This is a genomic window from uncultured Formosa sp. (assembly GCF_947500765.1).
In the GTDB taxonomy this organism is placed as follows: Bacteria; Bacteroidota; Bacteroidia; order Flavobacteriales; family Flavobacteriaceae; genus Formosa.
On sequence record NZ_CANMTH010000003.1, the window covers coordinates 209,432 to 235,876 of the forward strand.

General features: G+C 31.4%; 23 protein-coding genes and 1 tRNA gene. 13 read left to right on the forward strand and 11 right to left on the reverse strand.

The features are described 5' to 3' along the window. Nucleotides 1-149 precede the first annotated feature (149 nt). Nucleotides 150-839, reverse strand: a complete 690-nt coding sequence (locus Q1B05_RS07135; protein ID WP_299779075.1) for a carboxypeptidase-like regulatory domain-containing protein — start codon at nucleotides 837-839, stop codon at nucleotides 150-152. 165 nt (nucleotides 840-1,004) lie between these two features. On the opposite strand from Q1B05_RS07135, the gene Q1B05_RS07140 reads away from it, so the two are divergent. Continuing rightward, nucleotides 1,005-3,518, forward strand: coding sequence for a hypothetical protein (locus tag Q1B05_RS07140; protein WP_299779077.1), 2,514 nt, complete (start codon nucleotides 1,005-1,007; stop codon nucleotides 3,516-3,518). A gap of 78 nt (nucleotides 3,519-3,596) precedes the next feature. Then, nucleotides 3,597-6,122, forward strand: coding sequence for a hypothetical protein (locus Q1B05_RS07145; RefSeq protein WP_299779079.1), 2,526 nt, complete (start codon nucleotides 3,597-3,599; stop codon nucleotides 6,120-6,122). 54 nt (nucleotides 6,123-6,176) lie between these two features. Here the strand turns inward: Q1B05_RS07145 and Q1B05_RS07150 are convergent. From Q1B05_RS07150 to Q1B05_RS07175, 6 genes are all read right to left on the reverse strand, one after another. Beyond that, a tRNA-Gly gene (locus Q1B05_RS07150) sits at nucleotides 6,177-6,249 on the reverse strand. Between the two features lie 298 nt (nucleotides 6,250-6,547). Beyond that, entirely contained in the window at nucleotides 6,548-6,724 is a 177-nt protein-coding gene (locus Q1B05_RS07155; RefSeq protein WP_159023640.1) for a histone H1, read from the reverse strand. 318 nt (nucleotides 6,725-7,042) lie between these two features. Beyond that, nucleotides 7,043-7,669 carry a flavin reductase gene (locus Q1B05_RS07160; RefSeq protein WP_299779087.1) on the reverse strand — a complete coding sequence of 209 codons (627 nt, stop codon included), beginning with the start codon at nucleotides 7,667-7,669 and terminating at the stop codon, nucleotides 7,043-7,045. A 6-nt stretch (nucleotides 7,670-7,675) separates the two neighbouring features. Continuing rightward, complete coding sequence (locus tag Q1B05_RS07165) at nucleotides 7,676-7,966, reverse strand: TIGR03643 family protein (RefSeq protein WP_299779089.1); 291 nt, start codon at nucleotides 7,964-7,966, stop codon at nucleotides 7,676-7,678. Nucleotides 7,967-7,973: 7 nt separating this feature from the next. Continuing rightward, nucleotides 7,974-8,375 (reverse strand): DUF2452 domain-containing protein, encoded by a 402-nt coding sequence (locus Q1B05_RS07170; RefSeq protein ID WP_299779091.1) that lies wholly within the window; start codon nucleotides 8,373-8,375, stop codon nucleotides 7,974-7,976. 14 nt (nucleotides 8,376-8,389) lie between these two features. Next, the gene (locus Q1B05_RS07175) at nucleotides 8,390-8,554 is read right to left on the reverse strand and encodes a Lacal_2735 family protein (protein WP_299779093.1); all 165 of its coding nucleotides are present in this window, start codon (nucleotides 8,552-8,554) and stop codon (nucleotides 8,390-8,392) included. A gap of 511 nt (nucleotides 8,555-9,065) precedes the next feature. Here Q1B05_RS07175 and Q1B05_RS07180 point away from each other — a divergent pair. From Q1B05_RS07180 to Q1B05_RS07190, 3 genes are all read left to right on the forward strand, one after another. Continuing rightward, nucleotides 9,066-9,836 carry a hypothetical protein gene (locus Q1B05_RS07180; RefSeq protein ID WP_299779095.1) on the forward strand — a complete coding sequence of 257 codons (771 nt, stop codon included), beginning with the start codon at nucleotides 9,066-9,068 and terminating at the stop codon, nucleotides 9,834-9,836. A 255-nt stretch (nucleotides 9,837-10,091) separates the two neighbouring features. Next, the gene (locus Q1B05_RS07185) at nucleotides 10,092-10,952 is read left to right on the forward strand and encodes a hypothetical protein (RefSeq protein ID WP_299779096.1); all 861 of its coding nucleotides are present in this window, start codon (nucleotides 10,092-10,094) and stop codon (nucleotides 10,950-10,952) included. 111 nt (nucleotides 10,953-11,063) lie between these two features. Further along, nucleotides 11,064-12,944, forward strand: a complete 1,881-nt coding sequence (locus Q1B05_RS07190; protein WP_299779097.1) for a cytochrome c peroxidase — start codon at nucleotides 11,064-11,066, stop codon at nucleotides 12,942-12,944. A 33-nt stretch (nucleotides 12,945-12,977) separates the two neighbouring features. On the opposite strand, the gene Q1B05_RS07195 is transcribed toward Q1B05_RS07190, so the two are convergent. The 3 genes from Q1B05_RS07195 to Q1B05_RS07205 form a co-directional block, all read right to left on the reverse strand. Next, nucleotides 12,978-14,054 (reverse strand): hypothetical protein, encoded by a 1,077-nt coding sequence (locus Q1B05_RS07195; protein ID WP_299779098.1) that lies wholly within the window; start codon nucleotides 14,052-14,054, stop codon nucleotides 12,978-12,980. A 363-nt stretch (nucleotides 14,055-14,417) separates the two neighbouring features. Continuing rightward, nucleotides 14,418-14,780: a DUF779 domain-containing protein gene (locus Q1B05_RS07200; protein WP_299779100.1), complete on the reverse strand. Its 363-nt coding sequence runs from the start codon at nucleotides 14,778-14,780 to the stop codon at nucleotides 14,418-14,420. Between the two features lie 79 nt (nucleotides 14,781-14,859). Beyond that, entirely contained in the window at nucleotides 14,860-16,359 is a 1,500-nt protein-coding gene (locus tag Q1B05_RS07205) for an aldehyde dehydrogenase family protein (protein ID WP_299779102.1), read from the reverse strand. 172 nt (nucleotides 16,360-16,531) lie between these two features. Between Q1B05_RS07205 and Q1B05_RS07210 the strand changes: the two genes are divergently transcribed. From Q1B05_RS07210 to Q1B05_RS07225, 4 genes are all read left to right on the forward strand, one after another. Then, the gene (locus tag Q1B05_RS07210) at nucleotides 16,532-17,449 is read left to right on the forward strand and encodes an AraC family transcriptional regulator (protein ID WP_299779748.1); all 918 of its coding nucleotides are present in this window, start codon (nucleotides 16,532-16,534) and stop codon (nucleotides 17,447-17,449) included. 82 nt (nucleotides 17,450-17,531) lie between these two features. Further along, nucleotides 17,532-17,933, forward strand: coding sequence for an MFS transporter (locus tag Q1B05_RS07215; protein ID WP_299779104.1), 402 nt, complete (start codon nucleotides 17,532-17,534; stop codon nucleotides 17,931-17,933). A 174-nt stretch (nucleotides 17,934-18,107) separates the two neighbouring features. After that, complete coding sequence (locus Q1B05_RS07220; protein WP_299779106.1) at nucleotides 18,108-18,284, forward strand: hypothetical protein; 177 nt, start codon at nucleotides 18,108-18,110, stop codon at nucleotides 18,282-18,284. A 96-nt stretch (nucleotides 18,285-18,380) separates the two neighbouring features. Further along, nucleotides 18,381-18,872: a MepB family protein gene (locus tag Q1B05_RS07225; RefSeq protein WP_299779108.1), complete on the forward strand. Its 492-nt coding sequence runs from the start codon at nucleotides 18,381-18,383 to the stop codon at nucleotides 18,870-18,872. 111 nt (nucleotides 18,873-18,983) lie between these two features. Here Q1B05_RS07225 and Q1B05_RS07230 read toward each other — a convergent pair whose 3' ends face one another. Continuing rightward, the gene (locus Q1B05_RS07230; RefSeq protein ID WP_299779110.1) at nucleotides 18,984-21,797 is read right to left on the reverse strand and encodes a prolyl oligopeptidase family serine peptidase; all 2,814 of its coding nucleotides are present in this window, start codon (nucleotides 21,795-21,797) and stop codon (nucleotides 18,984-18,986) included. 218 nt (nucleotides 21,798-22,015) lie between these two features. Here Q1B05_RS07230 and Q1B05_RS07235 point away from each other — a divergent pair, with 218 nt between their 5' ends. The 4 genes from Q1B05_RS07235 (at nucleotide 22,016) to Q1B05_RS07250 (ending at nucleotide 26,332) form a co-directional block, all read left to right on the forward strand. After that, nucleotides 22,016-24,076 (forward strand): polysaccharide lyase family 8 super-sandwich domain-containing protein, encoded by a 2,061-nt coding sequence (locus Q1B05_RS07235; RefSeq protein ID WP_299779112.1) that lies wholly within the window; start codon nucleotides 22,016-22,018, stop codon nucleotides 24,074-24,076. Between the two features lie 80 nt (nucleotides 24,077-24,156). Then, on the forward strand, nucleotides 24,157-24,654 hold the full coding sequence (locus Q1B05_RS07240) for a DUF2975 domain-containing protein (protein ID WP_299779114.1): 498 nt from the start codon (nucleotides 24,157-24,159) through the stop codon (nucleotides 24,652-24,654). 3 nt (nucleotides 24,655-24,657) lie between these two features. After that, complete coding sequence (locus tag Q1B05_RS07245; RefSeq protein WP_299779116.1) at nucleotides 24,658-24,867, forward strand: helix-turn-helix transcriptional regulator; 210 nt, start codon at nucleotides 24,658-24,660, stop codon at nucleotides 24,865-24,867. A gap of 19 nt (nucleotides 24,868-24,886) precedes the next feature. After that, entirely contained in the window at nucleotides 24,887-26,332 is a 1,446-nt protein-coding gene (locus Q1B05_RS07250; protein WP_299779118.1) for an NAD(P)/FAD-dependent oxidoreductase, read from the forward strand. The last annotated feature ends 113 nt before the right edge of the window (nucleotides 26,333-26,445 follow it).

Here is a 26,445-nt window from a genome sequence, read left to right on the forward strand (position 1 = left end):
TTTTTACTCACGGTATTTAGTGATTTTATTTTACAAGTGTTTAATGTCAAAATTGAATGGCAATAAGAAGAGAATAAAAATGATAAAATATAAATAAGCTAGAGAAGAAGGGGTAGGTAGGCATTAATTTTATGTAGGATGCTTTGTTATTATCTAAACAGGTTACCTATACGTCTAAATATATTTTGTTTTTTTACAACCACGACTTCTCCTAATATGGTTTCATCTAAAATCATTGTAATATGATTTAGATCTGTATTGTTTTTATCTATTTGTATGTCTTGAGATTCAAAGCCAAGATATGAAAATGATAGTGTGGTTTTTTTTTGAAATTCAGTATCACTAATCATAATGGAGAATTTTCCATCAAAGTCTGTTAAAACTCCATATTTAGTACCTTTTAAAAGAATATTAACTCCAGGAAGCGGAGTTGTTCCATCTGTTACTATACCAGAAACGATTGTGGAATCTTTACTTTTATAATTTGTGTTTTGTTCTGTGTAATTGGAGGGAGCAGAATCTAAATGAATGGGGTCTGGTTGTTGTTGGCTAAAAACAGGAGATGAAAATAAAAGCAGAGACGATATTCCAAAAAATAAAGGTGACTTTGAAATCCGTTCGCTTCTAGATGAAGAAATATCTGTATTTAATTGCTGTGATCTAAACTTACCACAAATAGCACCTTTTTCATCTAATATTTTAGCTAATTGATATTTTGAGGCATGTGTATAATCTGTTACTTCTTTTTTGCATTTAGAACAAAAAGCACCACGTTCCGTTGGAGTCATGACATTCCAATTTTCAGAGCAAGGTTTAGGTATGTGTAGTTGGTACTTCACTGTATTAAATATAGTTATAAATGTAAGTAAAATACATGAGAAAGGCGTGTTAAAACATAAGGTTTAAGCGCTATTGCTAAAGTTTGTTTTTAAATATCACAGAATACAGTGACAAATAACACTGTGTTTTAAAATAGGTTTGTAACATCAAAAATAAACTGCCTTATGATATTTGCAAAACACGAACTTGGTTTCAACTTTTATGAAGACGAAACATCTTTTGAAAAAATTAAAGGATGTGAAAATTATCCTGAAAATTTTTATTACGAGATTTTTGTGCTTGCTAAATCTACCAAAAACAAGCAGATTAGAACCGAATGTGCTAACATCATAAAAAAACAGGCGCCAGAAGCTTTACAACTCGCTTTTAAAAGTCGAAAAAAAATTACGCTGATAGAAGATTCTTCTTCTTTTAACAAGAAGCTGATTGCTATATTAGAGTATGGCATACTCTCAGAAGACTTAGACCTTTGTAAACTATACACACTTGTTTGTAAGCGTTTATCACTTTCCATTACATATTCAAAAAAAGAAGTGGTTCAACTTTTTATAGACACACCACGTCTTTTAAGTCAGTTTAATGGTATTAAAGAATTAACAATTAGCACCTCTAGACAGAAAGAAGGTTTTAGTAGCGTTGTAAACAACATAACGCAACTTACCTCATTAGAAAAACTTGAGCTTGAAATTGATTATAAATACATACCAGAAGAACTAGAGCGATTAGTTAACTTAAAAAAGTTTATTCTAACAGCACCTAACTTGGTATGGATTCCCTTAGGAATAACCAAGTTAAAAGCACTTAAAACGTTGGAGTTTAGGGGGAGTTTTCCTTATGGTGAAGACGAGCCTAACCCTAACATAGTTAACTTTACTTGGCTTAAAGAATTGACAAGTTTAAAGCATTTAAAAATAGGTTCTTTTACGGTACAAGATCTCTCTGATGTTGAGCTACCGGCAAGTTTAAAAGAATTAGAGTTTTTTAGACTAGAAAATATAACCGCTTTACCAGAAACACTTGGTCACTTGCCAAAATTGAAAAAATTGAGGCTAAGTGGTATGAGGGAGCTAGAACACTTTCCTGCATCTGTTAGTGAATTTAAAACCTTAGAGGTTTTAGAAGTTATTCATTTATCAAAATTAAAGAAAGTTCCTGATTCTTTTATTTTTGGACCAAATATTAAACGTTTACTAGGTTTGTATACAGAGTTTATACCTTATGGTGAAACACCTGTAACTAAGCTAAAAAGAATCGTTTTTACCCATCCAGAGCTTCTTAGTTTTGTGTTAGATAATGCCTTGTCATTTACTAATTTAAAAGAGATAGAAATTATTTGTGATGCACCAAAAAGAAGAAGTGCACATACGCTTTCTGCATTTAAAAAACTTAAAAACCTTAAGTATAAATTAGCACATCATTTAGAATGGGTTTTAGAGGATATTCACGAATGTAAAAAGCTAGAAGACGTTTTTATTTCTGGTATATATAATGGAGCTGATGCTGAAATAACGAACGCTGACGTTACTAATTTTCCTCAAGCATTTTCTAGAGTAAAGCATTTACAAACCTTACGCGTACAAAGTGCAAAAGCACTAGTTTTAAATACAGATTATTTACCTATAAAGACAGACAGTCTTACCATTACAGATATAAAAGTCATTGAGCCAGGTGTAGAAGATTTTGAGGTAAATCATATAAAAGTAGTAGGTACACCTATTACCGCATTGCAAAAATTTTATTCGGTAATACGTGCTAAAAAAATTACGTTAGACGATGTAAACAGTGTTAAAAATGAGACTTTAGATTTTGATAATTTTAAAGACCCTGAAAGCTTTAAAGATTTTATATTTAATAGTAATGTAAAAGACTTAGACAAGGCATTAAAAACACTTTGTAATTTACAATCACTAACCATCGATTTTAATAAAGATAATGCCGAACAAAACAATGGTTTAACCGCTTATACGCACCATAATTTAAAAAACTTAACCATTAAAAATTTTAATGGTAACGCTAATGTTATTAAGTTATTATTAGAGCATACGCCTCATCTCGAATTTTTAGAAATTTACGAATGTGTAGGACTTGCAGACTTACCTAAAGTTACTTTAAACAAACTAAAAACACTGAAATTATTTTATAGCGATGATATACAGTCTATAGAAAACTTAACAGTGCCCAACATAGAACTTTTTAAAGTTTTATCGTGTGACAATTTTGGTTACGATGCTATGGTTACCGCATCGCATTGGAAAACGCTTAAATTTCTTTGGTTAGAAAGCATTAGTAGAGATCTTGAAACCTACCCAGAGACCATTGCAGACTTAAATTTAGATACCTTTTTTATTGATGGATTTTTAACTAAAAGACAAATCCCAAAATGGATAGGCAGAATGAAATCCTTACGAGTTTTAGGTATAGAACAGTTTTATTATTGTCCATTACCAGAAGAATTAGCCGAATTAACCCAATTAAAAATAATGAGCATTAGAGGGTGTGATTTTACAGAGCAAGTCTCTGATAAATTTAAGAATCTGAATTTAGAGGATTTAATTTACAGGTATTCAAAATTTAATGGAAACAATATGAAGTGGTCTAAATTTTATGCATTAGCTGGAAATAAAATATTAAAAGAAGATTTTGATAACAGAGATGAAAAATATAATCTGTACTGTTAAAGAAATTTAAGCACAACGTACCGCAACCCAAAACTCTGTTTTCAAAAGAAATTTATACTTTAAAAATTAACGATTACTATGACAAAACCAACAGAAATCCCTGAATTCACCTATTATAAAATGGATGAATATTATGAAGAGATTAAAAAGTCTAAAAACTTTCCAGAAGATTTTTATTACGAAATTTTTACGATTGCAAAAGCAACATCTAATAAAAAAAATAGAACAGAGTGTGCTAACATCATAAAAAAACAAGCCACAGAAGCTTTACAAATAGCTTTTAAAAGTCGAAAAAAAATAACACAAAAAGGAAAGCAAGCAGCTAGAATGGTTTCTCTTTTAGAATATGGATTGCTATCTAAAGACTTAGATCTTCTTAAATTATATGATCTGATGACGAGAAAGAATAGAGAATTGGGATTTTTTCATTTTTCGACAGATTTTTTAGATCGCTTGTTAGAACATCCACATATATTAAGACGATTTAACGGCGTAAAAAGTTTAGAAATCCATCTAAAAGGACAAGGCAATAAATATGATAGTATTCTTAAGGAAATATCAAAATTAACGTCTTTAGAAGAAATAGATCTAGAAGGTGATTTTGATAAATTACCAGAGGATTTTGGTAATTTATCAAATTTAAAACAACTAAAGCTTGTTGCGCCTTCTTTAAAAAGGTTTCCAAGTACAATGTCTCAGTTAACAGCCTTAAAAAAAATACGCATTGAAGGTGATTATTGGATTGGAAGAATTATTCCTAATATGAATCTGACTGATTTTAATTGGCTTACAAAACTTACGAAACTAAAAGTATTCAAACTACGTTATGTAGGCGTGCAAGACCTGTCTCAAGTCGTGTTTCCTGCATCTTTAAAACGTATAGAATTGTTTTACTTAAATGAATTAACAGCATTACCTAAAGATGCTAGTCATTTAAAGCAACTAAAAGAGTTTGAGATTTTATCTAAAAGCATAGATAACTTACCAAGTGGTTTTGAAGATTTACCAAAATTGGAACTTTTTAAACTTCATGCGCCTAAGATAGATTCCATATCGTCTACCTTGTTTTTTGGAGATGCGTCTAGATGTTTTGGAGATACACCTAGACCTAAATTAGTGACCAAAATAGGCAATAGTTATATACATATTTCACCAATGACAGAAGTAAGTCTGCGAGAATCTATAGAAATAGATTCGCCCAAACTACTTCATTTTGTGTTAGATAACGCTGCGTTTTTTCCTAATTTAAAGACGATAACAGTCGATTGTGAAGCGCCTGAAAACCCATATAAAACATCGTTATCTGTATTTAAAAATTTAACAACGCTTCATTATAAACTAGAACATAAATTAGATTGGCTTTTTGAAGGGATTGAGCAATGTACAGAACTTAAAAATCTTGAGTTATACAGATTTAAAGAGTGGCATACTAAAGATATAAAATTAGCGGTTAGAGTTTTCCCAACAGTGTTTTCAAAAATAGCGCAGTTAGAAAACCTGACCATTAAAAATGCGAGTGCCTTGGTTGTAAATACCGATTGCTTGCCAAAGCATATTACCAATTTAACTATTTCTGAAATTAAAGGCATAGAACCAGGAACAAAACCGTTTGATGTGTTTAATATGGAAGTTAAAGCCACACCAATTCTTAATTTAGAGGAATTTTATGCAGTAATTAGTGCGGCTAAATTTAATCTTGGACATAGAAATAATGACATCAATAATGTTTTAAATTTTGAAACCTTTAGACATCCAGAGAACATTGAATCGTTTGATTTTACCAGTGATGTGAGTCAGTTAGATAGCTTACTTAAAAACTTCGTCAATTTAAAAGAGCTTACCATCACATTTAAAAAAGCCAATCCAGAACATAACAATGCATTAACCGCTTTTAAACACCCAAATCTAAAAGTACTAAGGATTGATGAGTATAACGGAACTACCGAAGCTTTAGAATGTTTATTAAGCCAGACACCAAATCTTGAATTTTTAGGGATATTTGAAGCTAAAGGTTTTGATGCTTTTCCTGCGGTAACCTTGCCTCAGCTTAAAAAATTAAGAATGCAGAGTGTAGCTGTTAAAACCATAGACAATTTAAACGTCGACACTATTGAAGCCGTAAAACTGATACATTGTGATCATATTAACGATGAAAGTATTGAAGCCATATCGCGTTGGAGTTCTCTAAAACACCTTTGGTTAGAAGGCGTAGATGAAAATGGAAGCACATATCCCGAATCGATTTCTGAGTTGAATTTAGAAACGCTTTTTATCAGCGCACATAACAGAGAGGAAAAAATACCAACTTGGATTGCTCAGATGAAAAACCTACGTGTTTTAGGAATAAATAACTTTAAACAGGTCATTTTACCTGTAGAATTAGCCACATTAACACAGCTGGAAGTATTGAGTATTAGTGGTTGTGAATTTTCTGAAAAAGTAGCCGAAGAATTTAGAAACCTTAACCTACAAAAATTGGTGTATTGGACCTCTAAATTTAATGGTAGCAATATGAAATCTGAACTCTACGAGCCATTAGAACATAAATTGGTGTCTCAACGTAATTTTGATGAGGAGGATAGTGAAGTGCCTTTTAGAATGTAATGGCATACACTTTATCGCAAAAAAAAGAGCTTCATAGAAATATGAAGCTCTTTGAGCGAGAGACCGGGTTCGAACCGGCGACATTCAGCTTGGAAGGCTGACGCTCTACCAACTGAGCTACTCTCGCAGTTTTTGGTAAGCGGTTGCAAATATATAACTATTTTCTAAAATCTTCCTAATTTTAATAAGGAGTATTCTAAAAAAAGTATAAGTTTTAATAGTTAAGAATTAACAACCTTATTTGTACATAATTATAATGGATGTACGGTTTAATAATTAATAAAAAAGTAGGTTTAAAGTAACCTGAGAAAAGAAGAATATTTTTGAGCCAATATTTAATGGCTGTAATTGTACTAGAGTATTTAATCGTAGATTGAGTAATATTATAATCCTCCCCTTTAAAAATAAAGGGGAGGTGTAATTTTTTATTTTTTTGATTCAGCAACAGAAACCTTACGGAATTCTTTTAAAAGTTTCTCTAAAGCTAAAGATGATTTTCTAGCTCTAGTTCCAGCTGCTTTATTTCCGCTTTCTAATTGTAAATCTGCATCAACTTGAAATGCTTCAGTTGTGCTTTTGATGTTTTCAATAAGTTCTTTCATAACTTGTTTATTAAAATTTGAATTTAAAATGCGAAAATATAATTATTCCTTTTAAAAACACCCATGGCAAGGTAAAAATATAATTAGAACTAACGTTTATAGGCCTAAAACAACAGTATAACCTCATTATAAACTAATGTAATGTGTGTCTTGTAGCGAAATTGTATTAAATGGTAAATAAATATTATTACTTAAACCTTTTAAATTTAATTAGATTTATACCATTCTAAGCAAGTATTTAGGGAAATATATTGAGCTATATAAATGAAAGAATCTAAATTAAAATTTTTATTCGAACTAAATATGGACTAATTCGTACTAAAATTCTGGTACTTCATTTATTTTTACATAAGGATGACTCTCTATTTTTTTTAAAGCATAATAACTATTTAATCCTGAAATGCCCATGCTTTGTGTTGTTTCTAAATCTATATCTCCATTTACAAGTGCATTGTCAGGAAGACTAATGTATTCTATTTCTCCAATAATTAAAGTTGTACCATTTAATTTTATATCTAAAGCCTCTTTAAACTGGAGTCCTATTTTAAAATTACTTTCTTGTACAAAAGGAGCTTCAAAACCATCTATATAATCCTCTGTTAGTTTACAGCGTTCAAACTCCGAAATTTCAGATTCAAACTTAGCAGATGTATAATGTGCATTTTTTATGAATTCAGGATGTATATGATTAATAGTATAACGTTTAGTGTCTTGGATGTTACGAATGGTATGTCCTACATTTTCGGTTTGTGGTCTTGCAATAAAGCCTAATAGGGCAGGGTCGCTTCCTAAATGTACTACAGAGCTAAATATGGCCAGATTAGTCAGTCCTTGATTATTTATTGTACCTATTAGGTTTGCGGGTTTTATACCTGTAACTGAATTTATAATTTTTAATCGCGTAATACGATCTAATTGTTTAATATATTCTTTATTGTAAATCATTATTCATTATCGTTTGCTTATACTGTTTCCTGAAATGGCTTTTTGTCGAGAACATTTAAATCGTGTAATCTCTGGATTACGTTTTTTTAAATGTTTTTGACTTACACCACTATTTACCCGCTTACGCCAACGTTTAAAGCTAGACGCTTTTAAATTGCGACGCATTAATGTTATCACATCTTTTTCGGTTAAATGAAATTGGAATAGAATGGCTTCAAAAGGAGTGCGATCTTCCCAAGCCATTTCTATGATACGATTTAGTTCTCTTTCTGTAAAGTTTTGTATTTCTGTTGACATAATAAAATTAGATTTTTTCCCAAATTTGATCTGCATTTAAATAAAAACTACCAAGCGAGTCAAATTGGCATTGTTCTGGGGCAATAATAGAGAGAAACGTTTCTCCATTCTCCCTTTTATAAAGATGATAGGTTTCTCCAAGTATTGGTTCAAAAGTAAATTTTGCATCAAATATGAGTTTGTTATATTCAAATTGCTGCATCATATTTTCATATTCAGCTTTTAACTCTAAATATTTCGATTTTACTTTATGGTTAACCTTATTAATACTTCTGTTTTTCCAAGGAATATTATCTGTAGTTGTAATAACAGGAGCTCCAACAGTGCTTGCATACGGTTTTATTGAAGCATCATATTTTTGTGTTTCAGTATTAAAAACGACATTATCAGGTTTTTTGTCTTCCTCCATATTTATAAACTATATTAAGTCAGTTTTTCTATTTGTTTCATAATTTGGTCAGCTTCAAATACTTTCTGATCACTCAATTTTCTATTTGTGGTAGATAGACTATGGGCTTCCTTTAAGAGCTTTTCATATTGTGTTTGCAATTTTTCCTTTTCTGATTTCTTTTTAAATAATCCGAACATCTTTTTTTATTTAAGATTATAAAAATTAGACTTATTAATTTATATAAAGATACATAATGTTTAACGGCTTTAAAATTTCTAAAAACAAGAAGGGATTGATTGCGATATCTATTGTATGATTTGAGTTATTAATAATAAAGTAAAGCGTAATTTTTAGATTAAATATTAAATGTTGTCTATTTTATTATCTTGTAAAATCTATTTACAATAATATAGGAATTAGAGATGCTTTTTAAGCAGGTACACTTATTGAAATTAAAGCGTATAGAGAAAACAAAATATTAGTAACTTAAGTATTTAATAAAGATTCGAGTCTTGATTTTAGTAGAGTGATTTATTTTGATGAATATGGTGTTTTAGGGAAATCTCCATTGTATACATAGACCAAATCTTATAATATAGACAATGTATTAATAGAAAACAGAAATGAAATCATGGTATACTACCAAAGTAACCACAATTGTAGTCAAAATACCTTCTTTAAAATTAAAAACTAAACATTATTACGGTTATGAAATTATTTTTTACAATTATATTAGCCTTTACATTATTTTCAAATTCAGCTTTTGCACAGCAGAACTATAAAGATGTTGCTGGATTTTATAATCTTTCTGGTTTTGAAATGTCTTCTGGACTTTATCTTCTAGAAAATAAAACCTTTTTTTATTATGCCACTTTTGGAAATGCAGACTTAAAATTTTATGGCACATATACTATTGCTAACAAAACACTCCATTTGCAACCAGCAGAATCATTAAACACATTGTTTTCTCTTTATGGCTTAAAGACGGAGTCTAGGAATACAACTGTAAAGGTAAATTACTATAGACCTTATTCTCCAGAAGCAGAACATATACAGATAGAAACACATAATAAAACGTATAAATTTCCAGAATTTTCAGATGAAACTGATGATGTTTCTATGACTTTAAAATTACCGGAAAAACGAACTATTAAATTATCTATTATAGAACGAGAAAAAGACGTTTATAATGGTGAAATGGTTAAAGCACATGAATTACCAGAAGTACAGATAGCAGCAAATGTTAGTGAAATTGTACTATTCCATAACTATTATTATGATATGATAGCTCAGGTTTCTGCTCAGGATTATACAATTGATAAGGGTATACTAATTATAGATAATTATTCTAACAGCCAGACTAAAGAAAGAAAAGAAATCCCTGAACATGTAGTAAAAGAAGTTATTGCCTTTATAGAAACACTTAAAACAGAGAATACGAGTATCGTTATAGATAAAAAAACGTATTACAAACTATAGTATTAAATTTTTATTGTGGTAAAGAATAAGGCGTTAAAATTTAAAAGGACTGTATTTATTTAGTTTTTGTTGTGTTTATATGTTGTAATGTTAATTAAATGTTAGGTAGGTTAATAAACGATTAAGATCAAAAAAAAGGATAGGGGCAGCGTGCTTTTTTGGTACTTATTATTAAACGGTAGTTCTAGCTAAAACTAAGAAACATTTTTAATTTAGATTCTACTTTCAATAAAATTTTTAAAACACACACACTTAATGAATGGTTATAAAAACAAGTATTTACAATGCGTTGTTAAGTCTGCTTTGCTTACAACCATATGTTTACTGTTTTCTGCGTCTGCATTTTCTCATGGAGATTTATCTATACGTATAGAGAAAAAAACAGCAGAAATTTTAAAACATCCTACAAATCCCGAACTTTATTTTGAACGCGGATTGCTTTATCAGCAACATATAGAATATACTAAGGCTTACAACGATTATCTTAAATCTGAATCTCTTGGAAACACCAATAAAGCATTAAAATATAGAATGGCTGAGCTTCAGTATTTAACTGAAGATTATAACAAAGCTTTAAAAGCCATTATTTCTTGTTTGGAAATTGATAAAACCGATGTAAAAACAAAGAAACTAGAGGCTCAAATATATTATCAATTAAAATCATATAAAAAAGCTTTAGAGGCTTACCGTTATGTGATGACACATATGACAGATATTCGTCCAGAAGATGTCTTAGAATACAGTGATATAATACTTGCAGAAGATAATAAAAACTATAGAGAAGCATTGACGGCGATTACAGCTGGTTTAACTAAACTCGGACCAAACACCTTATCCCTTCAACTTAAAAAATTAGATTATTTAATAGCGTCTAATCAAACAGAAGATGTTATCAAACAGTATGATTATTTTATTCTTAAATACAAGAGGAAAGAGTTTTGGTATTACAAAAAAGCATTGTATTTAATACAAAATAATAACCCAGAGGCGGCTAATATTTCCTTGAAACTCGCAATAATTTCAATTGAACAATTAGATACCAAGTTTAAGAATATGGATTCTATAATTGAATTAAAAAACCAAATAAAAACTTTAGAAAATTTATTACACAATTAAAAGTCATCATTAAAGTACTTATTTTATGTTAGTGAGCGTGTATCTTGCTAATATTCTGTGAATGTCTGTTCTAAATCTGTTACTTTATTATGAAATAAATTCTAGTTAAGAATGAAAAAAATAAGTCTTTTAATACTAACTGTAGCTGTTTGTTTTTTTATGTTGTCAGGAAGAAAGACAACTGTAACATATCGGGCTAATACTATTCCAACAGAAGTGAAATCTTGGTATACCGACCAGTTTTACATGTTTCAAAACGAAGTACACTTACTGGCAGATTTAGCAAATAAATCTACGTCTGTAAACAATTTTGAAGCCTTGAGGACACAGGTTAAGAAAACGAGATTAATCTATAAAAGCATAGAATTTATTTTTGATTATTATCAAACGCCTTATAACGGTACATTTATAAATGGAGCACCTTTGCCCAAAATAAGTGAGTATTTTGAGGAAGATAAAGTGATAGCTCCTTGTGGATTACAAGCTTTAGATGAAGCTGTTTTTGAAACAGCTTCTTTAAAAAATATAGCTCATATAAAGAACTTAGCAAACGGACTAAAAACCCGTGTAGATTTTATTACAAAAACACATCTGCCTATTCAATTAAAATCGAGTCAGATTATTGAATGTATGCGGTCTGGACTGGTTCGTGTCTTTACTTTAGGTGTTACAGGTTACGATACGCCAGGCTCTGTTAATGGTTTACAAGAAAGTTACCAGAGTCTAAAAAGTATGGAGCAAACATTCTTGCTTTTTCAACATGGTTTATATCCAGAAGCTAAACCTAAGTTTAAAAGTATTAACAGACTTTTTAAGAAAGGAAAAAATATGCTAAACGGAAATACCAATTTTAATGATTTTGATAGAATGGTGTTTTTAAAAGAAGTGATAAATCCTTTATATGCTGAATTGTTAAAGTTTCAGAATTTAAATAATATCAAGCTAGAGCCTTATAAAAAGCATGCCCAAGATTATAGAGCAACAAATATATTCGATATCAATTTCCTGAACACTAATTTCTTTTCAGAATTGGTGTACTTGCCTTTAGATAATCCTAAAACCATTGCATTAGGCAAAGTGTTGTTTAACGATCCGCAGCTTTCAAATAAGAGTATAATGTCTTGTTTAACGTGTCATAATCCAAACAAAGCCTTTACAGATGGGCTACCAAAAAGTATGTCAAATAAAGCTGGGGTTTATGGGCAAAGAAACGCTCCCACCATTTTAAACGCAGGTTATTCTACACGTTATTTTCTAGACATGCGTGCTTTTAATCTTGAAAAACAAGTGATGCATGTTGTGGTTAATGATTTAGAATTTAATACTGATTTTGAAACTATTATTAGAAAGTTAAATACAGACTCTAATTACGTAAACTTGTTTAAATTGGCTTATGGAGGTATAAGTAAAACTGCTATTAACGAAAGATCTATAAGTAATGCACTCGCAGCTTATGTAAACTCTTTAAAATCGTTTAATAGTACGTTTGATGCATATGTAAGATATGAAAGCCAAGAGTATCCAGAAGATGCTAAACGTGGTTTTAATTTATTTATGGGAAAAGCAGCTTGTGGGAGTTGTCATTTTGCTCCGGTGTTTAACGGTACTATTCCGCCATTTTATTTGGATTCTGAATCTGAGGTTCTTGGAATTACACAAGGATTTGATACTATTAACCCTAAGTTAGATACCGATTTAGGGCGAATGATTAATGGTCTTAGCGGAGATAATCAAACCTATTACAGAAATTCATTTAAAACGGTTACGGTTAGAAATATAGCGTTAACAGCACCATATATGCATAACGGATTGTTTGAAACTTTAGAAGATGTTTTAGAGTTTTATAATTTGGGGGGTGGTGCAGGTATGGGCTTAGATGTTAAAAATCAAACTTTGTCAGATGTGCCTCTTAATTTATCAAAACAAGAGATTAAAGATATCATTGCTTTTATGGAAACGCTTACAGATATATCTGAGTATGTTGTTCAATAAAAATTTACATCTATTAAATAGAGGTGATGTGTATTATCTAAATTCTTTTTTCTTTATTCCAAATCTGTATTGCAATCCTGTTAATATAAAACGTTGCTGATCTGATAAGCTATATTCACCTCTAAGCATCCAGTTTTTATTAATTTGTAAATTAAATCCCATTTGGAAAGTGACTGTTTGTGCTAACTCTTTTTCTATCTGATAGTCTACTTTAGTAGAAAATAAACCGCTATCATTCACTTTTTCTTCAATAGTTGTTAAGGCTTGATTTTGAGCTTGTAATTTAATCTTTTCAGCAGCACTAGTTCCAGGAGCATCTATAATTTCTTGATTACTAGCTATTTTTTCATCTACTGCATTATTAAAAGTAGCATCTAACTCAGGAAACACTTCATCTAGTCCTATAGATCCCGAATTTCCTTTTGCACCAACAAAGTTTCTATACATGGCTCCTGCGTATGGCGCGATATATAAATCTGGTGTTTTATTAGATAAACGAAAACGGTATCCCGTTCTAGCAGATAAGGTGGCATATCCCACTTGATTTTCTAATAACTCAGTATTTGTACGCGAATAGTTAAAATCTGTACTTAGGAAGTAATTATCCCAACCAAAAACTAAGGTGGTACCAATTCCATATGTTGTAGCATTAAATTCGACTTTAGAAGAAAATTCAGGTAATTGTAAAAGGATTTCTCCTGTAGCATCTTTCCATGTGGGTTGAAGCGCAACTTGTGTCCCTCCCGTTACAGATGAAAATAATGCATATACATTTATGAAAGGTAAAACCCAAGCATCAGCTCTAAAATTAACACCGTTTGTAGTAGCGCTTACTTTAGTGAAGTTTAGAGTTTCTACATTTAATACGTCTGAAAAATCTTTTCCACCGACTTCTAAACCAAATTCTGTAATGTCTAAATCCATAAACACATTCACATAATTTAGGTTTAACCCAAAAGGTAGTTGTAGCTGATTTGCCATACCGCGATCTGCTACTTTTTGTCCCCAAATAGGTAATACATATTTGTATGTAATAGAATCTTTTTCTTGTGAATAACTATGAGAAGCCAAACAGAATATTGTAAGTAAGAATAGTATAAGTTGTTTCATGTTAAATGTAAAGTTGGTTTGTGTTTGACTTTAAATTAAATATAATTTTTGTTACTTAGTTACTATCAGTATTAAAAATTAGAAGGCCATTTCATGTGTTAAATTTTATTTAAACTGATTAGGCTAATTTATATAACCTTTTTTTACAAACCAAGAAGCGTATTGTAAATATGTATAAATAGATGTGTTATTGTGGTAATTTGATAACAAATAAATGTAAATAATTAATAATTATCTGTTTTTTGAGGTTTAGTTTGTTTTGTAATAGACTTAAGCTGTAGAAGCAGCGTGATTATGTGTTACAACATATTAGCGTTTAGCTTAATTATTAGTCTAGATGTTTAAAATTTATATAATGAAATGCTAGGTGTTTTTTTTATTCAATATTTCATTTTCTTCATCAGTAAATAATCTAGAATGTATTAAAAATCGAAGTCCTAAAGGAATTTCTAAAGAAAAACTTGCGCCTCGACCTTTGGTAATATCGACCGTTAAATGGGTATGTTTCCAATATTCGAACTGATCTTGATTCATATAAAAATTGACGCCATGTAATTTTCCTAAAAGGATGTCACTTTCATCTAAATACATCTCATCTTTTTCTAATAGCATAGGGGCAGATCCATCGCAACATCCACCGCTTTGATGAAAAATTAATTCACCATATTTTGTTTTTAATTCTTCTAAAACAGTCGTTGCTGCTTCAGTTATTGTTACTCTTTCCATAATTTCAAAAATTAAAAAGGCTACCATATTTTTAATTGATATGATAGCCTCGTTCACTATTAACCAACAATTATTACTATTAAAAGAACCCTAATTTATTTTTATCGTAAGAGATCAACATGTTTTTGGTTTGACGATAATAATTCAGCATCATCACGTGGTTTTCTCTTCCAAATCCAGATTTTTTATAGCCTCCAAACGGAGCATGTGCAGGGTACGCATGGTAGCAATTTACCCAAACACGCCCCGCTTTTATAGCTCTTGGAATTTGGTATAATTGGTGTGCATCGCGTGTCCAAACACCTGCACCAAGTCCGTACATTGTATCGTTTGCAATTTCTAAAGCTTCAGCTTCATCTTTAAATTTGGTTACACATACAACAGGACCGAAAATTTCTTCTTGAAACACACGCATTTTATTATGACCTTCGAATATGGTGGGTTTTATATAGAATCCGTTAGCTAAATTTCCTTCTAATTTATTGGCTTCTCCACCAACGAGTACTTTTGCACCTTCATCTTTTCCAATTTTAAAGTAAGATTGTATTTTTTCATATTGATCGTTAGAGGCTTGTGCTCCAACCATAGTATTAATATTGTAAGGATCTCCTTGAATAATGGCTTCTGTTCTGGCAACTACGCGTTCCATAAAGGCGTCGTAAATATCTTCTTGCACTAAAATCCTAGAAGGGCAGGTACAAACTTCTCCTTTATTAAAAGCGAATAACACAGCGCCTTCAATGGCTTTGTCTAAATAGGCATCGTCTGCATCCATAACCGAATTAAAGAAAATATTAGGCGATTTCCCTCCTAATTCCATGGTCACCGGATTTAAATTTTTAGAAGCATATTGCATAATTAATTGTCCGGTAGTGGTTTCTCCAGTAAAAGCTACTTTATCTACTTTAGGACTAGACGCTAATGGTTTTCCTGCTTCCGGACCAAATCCATGAACTATGTTTACTACTCCTGGAGGAAATACATCTGCAATTTTTTCCATTAAAAAAGATGCCGATGCTGGTGTTTGTTCTGCTGGTTTTAATACCACACAGTTTCCTGTAACTAGGGCAGGAGGTAATTTCCAAGAGAGCATTAATAGAGGAAAATTCCAAGGGATAATTTGTCCGACCACGCCTAAAGGCTCCTTAATATTCATGGATAATGTATGTTGGTCTAATTCTGTAGCGCCACCTTCTTCCGAACGTATGCAAGCTGCAAAATACCGCCAATGGTCTACTGCTAAAGGAATATCTGCATTTAAGGTTTCCCGTATAGGTTTTCCATTGTCGCAAGTTTCAATCAGCGCAAATGTTTCAAGATTTTCTTCAATAATATCTGCTACTTTATTAAGTAAAGAAGCGCGTTCTGCAGCCGATGTGTTTTCCCAACCTTGTTTTGCCGCGTTAGCAGCATCTAAGGCTAATTCAATATCTTCTTTTTGTGAACGTGGATATTTTGAAATAAAACTATTATCTATAGGTGAGGTGTTATCGAAATATTGTCCACCTATGGGGGCTATAAATTTTCCATTAATGTAATTGTCATATTTCTCTTTAAATTCTGGCTTAGAATAATTCATGTAAAATAGTGTTAAATTATTAATTCTGTAATTTTTCGATTTAATAAATGTGTTATATTTATTTATTGTAAAGTTATTTTATCAAATATGAATTAACTTGAACGTATTTATCATAATTTAGAACATATCTATTGTTTCCTTATTTTGAATAACCATTTATAGCATGAAACACATGAAATCCATTTTAGATCAGCATACACACATTAGAAAACTCACGACTTTAGTAGAGAATAGGACAACGTATAGTGCCGATTATGCTGAGTTAAATATTTATGAAACTCATACTTATGCAGAAAAAGTGTCTCTAACATTTAACTTTCCAATTATAGCAAGTATGCTTACAGGAAAGAAAATTATGCATATTGATGGCTTTGAAGCTTTTGATTTCATCCCAGGAGAATCTGTAGTTATGCCAAAAAATAAAGAAATGTTAATTGATTTTCCACTTGCCACAAAACAAGAGCCAACACAATGTTTAGCCTTAGGAATAGATACGTTTAAAATAGATGAAGTTGTCGAAAAATTTAATCAGCAAGTTGCTATTGAAAATGAAAATGGCAATTGGAAATTAGACGATACCTCATCGCATTTAATAAATAATACAGATGTAAATCATTTAATTGAACGCCTAACATATACGTTTACTAATAATAACAAATCTAAAGATGTATTATTAGATTTAATGATACAAGAGTTAATTATTCGGTTATTACAAACTAAAGCAAAGTCGTTAATAATTAACGATCCGAATCAAATTTTTAATGATACTAGAATGGGAACTGTTATTAAATACATTAAAAATAATTTAACAAATAAAGATATTACTGTCGATGTACTCGCAAAAATAGCATACATGAGTACCTCTCATTTTCATAAACAATTTAAAAATACCTTAGGTATTTCTCCTATAGATTACATTAATTCTGAGAAGATTAAATTTTCTAAAAAACTTATTAAAGCCTCTAAAGATTTTAGAATGTCTGAAATTGCTTTTAAGTCTGGTTTTAATAATACTAGTTATTTTAACAGACAGTTTAAAAAGATGGAATTAATGACGCCTCAGCAATTTAAAAAATCTATAAGTACTTAAATTGTAATAGAAAAACTACAAAGCATTTATGTTTTATTTGTTATTTTTAAAATAGTAAAATGTAATGTGTTAGTTTGTGCTTATGAAAGAAAAAATAAAAGTCCTTACAATAATTCATTTGGCCTTAAGTGTAGGGTTAATTATAGTATATATGGTTTTAGGAGATGTAAAAGCATTAACCAGTTTTAGTTTTAAGGCTGTAAATGCTGCAACTGTAATTTTCTTAATTATCCCTATAATGTCTGTTTTTTTGAGTGAATATATATTCAATTCTCAGATAAAACGTATAGACATAAAATTGAAATTAGAAGAGAAAATGGGAGCTTATCAAACAGCATCAATTACTCGATGGGCCATACTTGAAGGTTCTGCTTTCTTATTAGTGTTTATGAAAAAAGATTTTATGATTTTTGGAATATTGATTATTCTCTATTTTATTTTAATAAGACCTACAGAAGATCGTATTAAAATGGATTTGTCTTAATTGATTTTCTGGCTAATATTCTAAAAATGTCTAAGTACAGAAACTTCTGAACGCGATAAAACGATGCTAACAAAATTAGTCAATCTAATAGATTCCGATATAAAAGTTAATAGGTTTTACGGATAAGGTTTATAATATGTTTTATGTTCGTGTTGAATTCAAAAAAGACTTCAATTGAATACAAGTAACTTAAAAATGATATGGGCAATTATTGATATTGCTATAACATTAGTTATTGGATGCTGTACCTATTATGAAGAATCTTTAATAGGGTTTCCTGATGGTTACTTGTTACCTACCAAATTCGATACTTTTATATATTATAGTGTTTGTGATCTACTTATTGGTTAATTCTTATTTTTATGAAAACTTAGAACATGGCCAAGGCGGATAATTGATGTTGTTCCTTGTTTTTAAAATTCAAAATACTGAAATATATACTTTATAATGAATAATTGTATTAAACACATTCAAAATCAGGTTTATAACGACCTTGGCTTGTCTATTTCAGACTATAATACGGATGTTGAAAGTAAAGCTTATAGTGCTTGCCAATTTAGACTTAACGGCCGCAACATTATTAGCAGACATGCCAAAATTACACCTAAAAAAGTCGGACAGTTTGTGACCTTTTGGAAACGTAATAAAAACGGGATTACAGTACCTTTTAATGAAAGTGATACCATAGACTTTTTTACCGTTAGCGTGAGTTATGGAGCATATTTTGGACAATTTGTGTTTCCGAAATCAGTTTTGATAGCACAAGGTATTTTATCTACAAAAGATAGAGATGGTAAGCGGGCTTTTAGAGTTTATCCAGAATGGGATGTCCCACAAAGTAAACAGGCTATAAAAACACAACAGTGGCAATTAGATTTTTTTTACCAAATTCATGATGAGACAGATTATAAAAGCGCATCAGATTTATACACTATATAAAGCGGGATTGTAATGTTTACTTCCAAATTAAAAACATAAAAGCTACCACTTTACAATTGATGTAAAATTGATAGCTTTTATAATGTACTATGATAGGTTATTTAAATTGGATTATTTTTCCATTAATTCGTAACCTTGGTTTATTCCTTTTTCAATAGCAGGTACACCACGTTCCATCCACATAGGTTTAGCTGCACCTTTTAAGTAATAATCGAAAAATTGGGACAATCTGATATTAAAATCTTTTCGATTTTGAAATTGTAATGGCCAGTGTGGTTCGCCGTTATAATTTAACAACCATGATGGTTTTCCTAATCTGCGTAATCCTGTAAAGAATTCTATACCTTGGTACCATGGCACGTGTCCGTCTGCATCATTATGCATAATTAACACAGGAGTGTTCACCTTATCTAAGTAAAAAATAGGAGAGTTTTCAATATAACGCATTGGATATTCCCAAGGTGTTCCTCCAATTCTACTTTGTGTGTGTTCATATTGAAACTGTCTGCTTAATCCTGTTCCCCAACGAATTCCGCCGTAGGCGCTAATCATATTTGGTACAGGAGCTCCAGATTCTACAGCCTTAAATAAATCTGTTTTCGTTACTAAATATGCTATTTGATAACCACCCCAACTATGACCTTGTAACCCGATATTATCTTTGTCTATAAATCCTTTGGCAACCATGGCAGAGACACCAGGCATTAAACAATTGTAAGCACTTTCTCCAGGATATCCATCTTTGTATTCTATATCTGGATTAAAAATCACATATCCTCTACTGGCATAAAAACTATAATTTATAGTAGAACGCCCATAGGCAGGAGCTTTGTGACGATATAATCCATCTGAACTTTTTTCATAAAAATTCACAATCATTGGATATTTTTTATTTGGATCAAAATCTTCTGGTTTAATCAGCATTCCTGTTAAAGGAATACCGTCTAGAGAGGTCCAAGTCACTAATTCAGCCGTTCCCCAATTGTAATTTTTTTGTTGTGGATTCGCGTCACTAATTTTGATTTGCTTTTTAAACGTTAAATTAGAATATCTAATATCAGGAAATTCTGTAAAGGACTCTCTTGAGAAAATAACATCTGTATTCTCTAACGCTTTTATAGGTCTAGAATATCTGTAAGGGCCTTCTAATAATTGTTCTCCTTTCTTACGTTTAGCATTGTAAGTATAATATCCAGAATATTTATTGTCTTCGTTAAAAGTTGAAAACAACCAAGGTGTATTTACATCTAAAAAGCGCTCTTCATCATCTAACTCAACATATCTGTATTGTGTTTTAGTAGCTCTTCCCGATGTCAATTTAGTCATATCTCCTGTATCTGGATTAATAGACCACACGTCGTATCTGTCGTAAACTAATAATGCACTGTCATCTGCTGTCCAACCTGCAGCACCGTAAGATCTTGGGTAATTAGGGGTGTCGTTAAGTTCGTTATAAAATATTTTACCTTTAGTTAAATCCAGTTGTTTTCCTGTGCTAATATTGTAGCTCACCCATGTGCTGTCTACTAAATTATAACCATAGGCATATTTTCCCTTCGGACTTAAACGGATACCGCCTGCAAAGTTTGTTATAATTGGTTTTGTTTCTCCAGTGTTTACATCAACAAGCGCATAATCTGATGCTCTTAAAGCTGTCCATTGGCGAGATAAATCGTAAGGTTCTGACGTACTCACTAAAACCTGATTGGCATTTCCTTCATCTCCAATAGTTGCATTTGGATAATCTGTTGTTGCTAATTGAATGATTTTTTTGGTATCTAGATGCAATACGGTTTCATAAGATTTCTTTTGATCGCGCTTTACATTCATTTCTTGCACGGTGTATAATTCAGGTTCGTTGTAAGTCCATACTTCAACATTTACAATTTCTTCGTCAATTAATGTGGTGTCTTTTATAATTGAAGGTGTAGCTAATCCGAAATAGAGTTTCGATTCATTTTTAGAAAAATGGATTCTCCCGTCTGAAGATACACGGTATCCTTTAGGCGCCGTTGTATTATTTAAGATTTGAGAGGCTTTAGCTTCACCAGATTTCCAAACATATAATTGGTTAGGGCGCTCTTGTACTTTAGTTGAGTCTAAATCGGCAATAAAGCCTAATTTTTCACCAGAATCACTAAAATGTAATTGATAATATTTTACTTGATCATGCCCTTCAAACACTTGTGTTTGTTGATTGTTTTCTAGATTTAATACATAAGCTCCGGCAGTTATTTCATCCGTATCACCAGTAGTTGTATATGCAAATCGTTGGCCTTCTTTAGCAAATGTATAGTTGGTAACATATTTTAAAGTGTCTTCTTTTTGTGTAGTTAAATTTCTAAGCACTAAATGATAACCATTTTCTTTACTTACTTTTTTAAGACCTTTTTTCTTTTTTCCTTTGGCTAAAGTATCTTTTACTTTGTCATCAGAAAGGGAATCTTTATTTTTCTTTTTATCTTTTTTTACTTCGTCTAGCATATAAGCTACATAACCAGACCATTTTTCTGGTACTTTATAAGACTGAATGTTTGCAATTTTATTGATGGTTTTAGATTCTAAATTGTAAATAGCTAAAGTGTCTTTAGGCAAATCTTTTTTCTTAACTTTTTTACGTTTTAAAGCTGTAATACTATCTTTCCAAGCATTAATGGTAAATAAAGCATATTTAGAATCGGTTGTAAAAGTTCCTTTTTTAGCACGATCATGCTCGAAAATAAGTTTGGCTTTCGCATCCTTAATTTTTAAGTATACATCTTCTTCGCCTTGATTTAGTGTATACATTACATAATCACCATTTGGAGAAATAGATTCGTCATCAATGGTCTTCCAAAGTCCGATATCGGATTGTTCAAGTGCTTTTTTTTGTGAGTAACTTAAGATGCTACAACAAAGTAATAGGGTAGAGAGAATAACTTTCATTTAATCATTTTTTTTTAAATATAATATAATTCAAAATAACTTTTAGTTTTTAAGCTATATCCGACTTAAATTAACATTTATGATAAAAATAACCTTGTGAAATTAAATATTTATAATCTTTTTTGGTTTGTGTTTATGATTTCGTAAATGGTTTTTATTTCTTAAATTTATAGATATTGCTCGAAATCGAGTTGAATATTTAGTAAACGAGAATAGATATGAAAAAAGCTTGGCTTATATTAGGACTGTTTTGTGTGCTTTTACCTTGGCAATTTATTGGGCAAACAGAACAGTTAAAAACTAATTTTAAGCAGTTTTATGCTCTAGAGGATGTAAATGTAGCCGAAACAGAATCTTTACTTAATAGTTTGCAAGTTGATGGTTCTTGGACAGATATTGACTATACCATGACTAGACGAAGCAATTGGTTGCCTCTTAATCATTTAAAGCGTTTAAAATCATTAGCTATAGCTTATAATCAACCCGATAGTGACTATTTTCAGGATAAAATAGTATCTGAAGCCATATTAAAGGGTCTCAATTATTGGTGTAATCATAAGTTTTGGAGTGAAAATTGGTGGCTTAAACAAATCGGGATTCCACAAAATTTAGGTCCAATTTTAATTCTTTGTGAATCTTTTATACCAGATGCTTTACAGCAGAAAGCCTTACAACTTATGGATGCCAGTGAAATTGGTATGAGCGGACAAAATAAAATTTGGTTAAGCGGTAATGTCTTTATGCGTGAATTATTAAGAGACCATGAAGATGTTTATAAAATTGCAGCCACAACTATAGAAGATATCGTAGTACAGTCTACAGGAGCAGAAGAAGGTTTACAACCTGATTTCTCATTTCATCAGCACGGCCCGCAACCACAATTTGGGAATTATGGTTTACATTTTTCCGAAGATATCGTGATGTGGATGTTTATATTTAATAATACGACTTTATCCTTTCCTAAATCTAAGGTCGATTTAATGCGTAATTTTTTATTCAAAGGTCAGCAAAAGGTCGTATATAACGGTAAATATGATGTTTTAGCTAGCGGCAGACAATTGTTTCCGGAGTATGTTGATGGGGAAATTTATCGTGGTGCAAAAACAAAATACGCTACGTTTAATAAAGTTAAAAATCAGTTTAATGCTTTCGATACGCATACTAACCCAGAGCAAGCTCCTATAGGTTACACACATTTTCAAAATTCGGATTATTCGGTGTATAGAACAACTCAATTTTTTTCACCGGTACGCATGTCTTCTACACGAATTATTGGCGCAGAGGCAGGAAATGGAGAAAATCAGCAAGCCTATTATTTAGGAGACGGGACAAACCTTATTTATAGAACGGGAGATGAATATTATGAAATTTATCCCGTTTGGGATTGGAAAAAATTACCAGGAACTACAATTGTACAAGACACCGTAAAATTGCCTATACTAGGTTGGGAAGGTTACAGAAATGATTCTGATTTTTCTGGAGGTTTAGATGCGGGAAATACGGGAATTACAGCTTTTAAATACAGACGAGATGATGTAGCAGCAAACAAATCGTATGTGTTTAGAAATAACAAAATTTATGCTTTGGGTTCTGGAATTACCAGTTCTAGGAATGATGAATTATACACTTCAATAAATCAATGCAGGTTAAAAGGCGATGTGATAGTAAGTTCTACTACAGAAGGATTAAAAAAGGTGTGGCACGATAGCATTGCTTATTTTAGTCTAGACCATAATGTAATACAATACAAACAAGATATAGCCTTAGGCAGTTGGAACAAAGTAGTGTCTTGGATGCCAGATACTGTTGTTAAAGACTCTATTTTTTATGTGGGTATTGGGCATGGGGTTCAACCAAAATCAGAACGTTATGCTTATGTAAGTATTGTTGGTGTTTCACCAGAAGATATGTTTCAGACTCAAGTTAAAGATTTAGCGACCATTTTAATGCATACAGATTCAGCGCATGTTTTAGTCTTTAATAATGGACAAGAAATTACTATAAGTGCTTTCGAGGCTTGCACCATATGGTTAAGTAACGAACAGAGTGTTGCTTTTAATTCTGCTTGTTTAGTAACTTTTACAAAACAAGATCAGGGTTGGTTGGTTCATGTATCTGATCCGACGCAGTTATTATCAGAAATTTTGTTTGTTATTTCAGGAGAATATACAAGCTCTAGCCAAACAACTTTTAAAAAGAATTCAAACACCGAAGTCCGAGTTAAACTTCCTCAGGGTATAGATATAGGCACGACAGTGAATTTTAGTCTTGAAAAATAAAAAATAATTGTTTATCAATAATTAAAATATTGTTTATCGATAATTTTTGTTTATTTTTAACAAGTAAATAATTATTTATCATGACTAAGACAATTGTATTTAAAACTTTAGTAGATCTTCTTTATATGCTCCATGTAGTAGGTTTAATCGGTATTTTATTCACGGTTCCTTTAGGGATTATCAACATTAATCAAGCAAATCTTAGTGTTTCAGATTGGACCATTTGGCATTGGAGTATTGTGATGTTAACTTTTATAACATATATCGTATTTTTAAGAGGACTATATTTTCTTAGAAAAATGGCTAGATTTTTGTTATCCAATAAGTACTTTTCAAATCATATCATCGACAATTTGAAGCAGACGGGATATCATTTTTTGTACACAGGTTTGCTTTACGTAGGTGTTATTCTCATTGTATTTGTAGGTAAATTATATCTGGGTACATTTGAATTAATTTTTGATGATAACTTATTAATTCCGCTATTTATATCTATTATAGGATTGTTTTTTATCATTCAAAGCCATTCTTTACTTTTGGCTAAAGATTTTAAAGAAGAGAATGAATTAACAATTTAAATTATGGCTATAATAGTAAATCTAGATGTTATGTTAGCCAAACGCAAACTAAAAAGTAAAGATTTGGCAGATCGCATTGGTATTACAACGGCGAATATTTCTATTTTAAGATCAGGAAAAGCTAAAGCCATTCGTTTTTCAACATTAGAGGCCATTTGTAAAGCGCTAGATTGTCAGCCGGCGGATATACTCGAATATTCTGAATCTGATTAAACGTATAAATAACAGCAAATTGAAAAAAGAGCATAAAGCAGGCAGTTGTTGGACAATATGTAATGCATGCCAAGGTCAAGGTAAAAAACGCCGAAGACTGAATAAAATGGCAAGACAACATTATCAGAATGCTTGTAAACAATTTGAGAACGACAAACAAGGGGCTGCTCCCAGAAAACCCAAAGGGAATTTATATTCTTGTACAGATTGTTCAGGATCGGGTATAGTGGCATCAGACCATTTTCCATTGGCCGATACATCACGTTATCCACATGTTGCCATTATTGGTGGAGGAATAGGAGGTATGGCATTGGCTGTTGCATGCCTACATCGGGGTATTCCGTTTACACTTTACGAACGCGATAGTAGTTTTGATGTGCGATCTCAAGGTTATGGTCTTACATTACAACAAGCCAGTAAAGCCATGTCTGGTTTTGGAATTTCAGAATTTAAAGACGGTATTGTTTCTACGCGTCATGTTGTACATACCACAGATGGCACAGTGATAGGAGAATGGGGTATGAGAAAGTGGTTGAATACCACAAAACAACCAACTTCAAAACGCACCAATGTACATATTGCACGCCAAGCTTTACGGCAGGAACTTATGGAACAACTTGGTGGTGGTAAAATGGTACAATGGAATCATCAGTTTGTAGGTTTTAAGAGTTCGAAACAGAGTAGTGCAAATTTGCAATTTCTTGTAAATGGAGAAACTAAGCATGTTAAGGCCGATGTGGTTGTTGGTGCAGATGGTATTCGTAGCGCTGTTCGGAAATTATTGATTGGTGATATTATTACACCTTTACGTTACTTAGGTTGTATTGTTATTTTAGGAATTTGTCCGTTAGAAGCTCTAGATGGTCTCGAAAGTGATTTATTAGATTCGGCTACTGTTTTTCAAACGGCTAATGGTAATGAACGCATATATATTATGCCTTTTTCAAAAGATAAAATCATGTGGCAACTCAGTTTTCCAATGGCAGAAGAAGAAGCTATATCTTTAAGTTCTAAAGGGGCATTTGTACTTAAAGAAGAAGCCTGTTCTAGAACCCAATGGCACGATCCCATTCCGCAGATTATGGCAGCAACTCAGGCTAATATGGTGTCTGGCTACCCTGTATACGATCGTGCATTATTGAAACCAGAATTAATGGAACAAGAACACATTACATTAATTGGTGATGCAGCTCATCCTATGAGTCCGTTTAAAGGTCAAGGTGCAAATCAAGCTTTACTAGACGCTTTGTCTTTAGCTCGCGAAATAACTAGAAAATGTAAACCGGATTTACAATGGAAGCAAAACGGTATTAGAACCAGTGTCTTAACTGCATTTGAAAGGGAAATGATTACACGTAGTACTAGCAAAGTGAAGGATTCTGCTGCTGCAGCTAAATTTTTACATTCAGAAATTGTATTAGAAGAAGGAAATGAACCTAGAGGACGAAGTCTAAAAAGAAAATAGAAGTGAGCTTATTTTTTATATAAGTTTTATGACATGTGTTAACCGAATTTTGTTAATTTTAGTATCATGTAATTTTGTTTATAGTGTAATGTATAGACAAATAAACTTAAGTG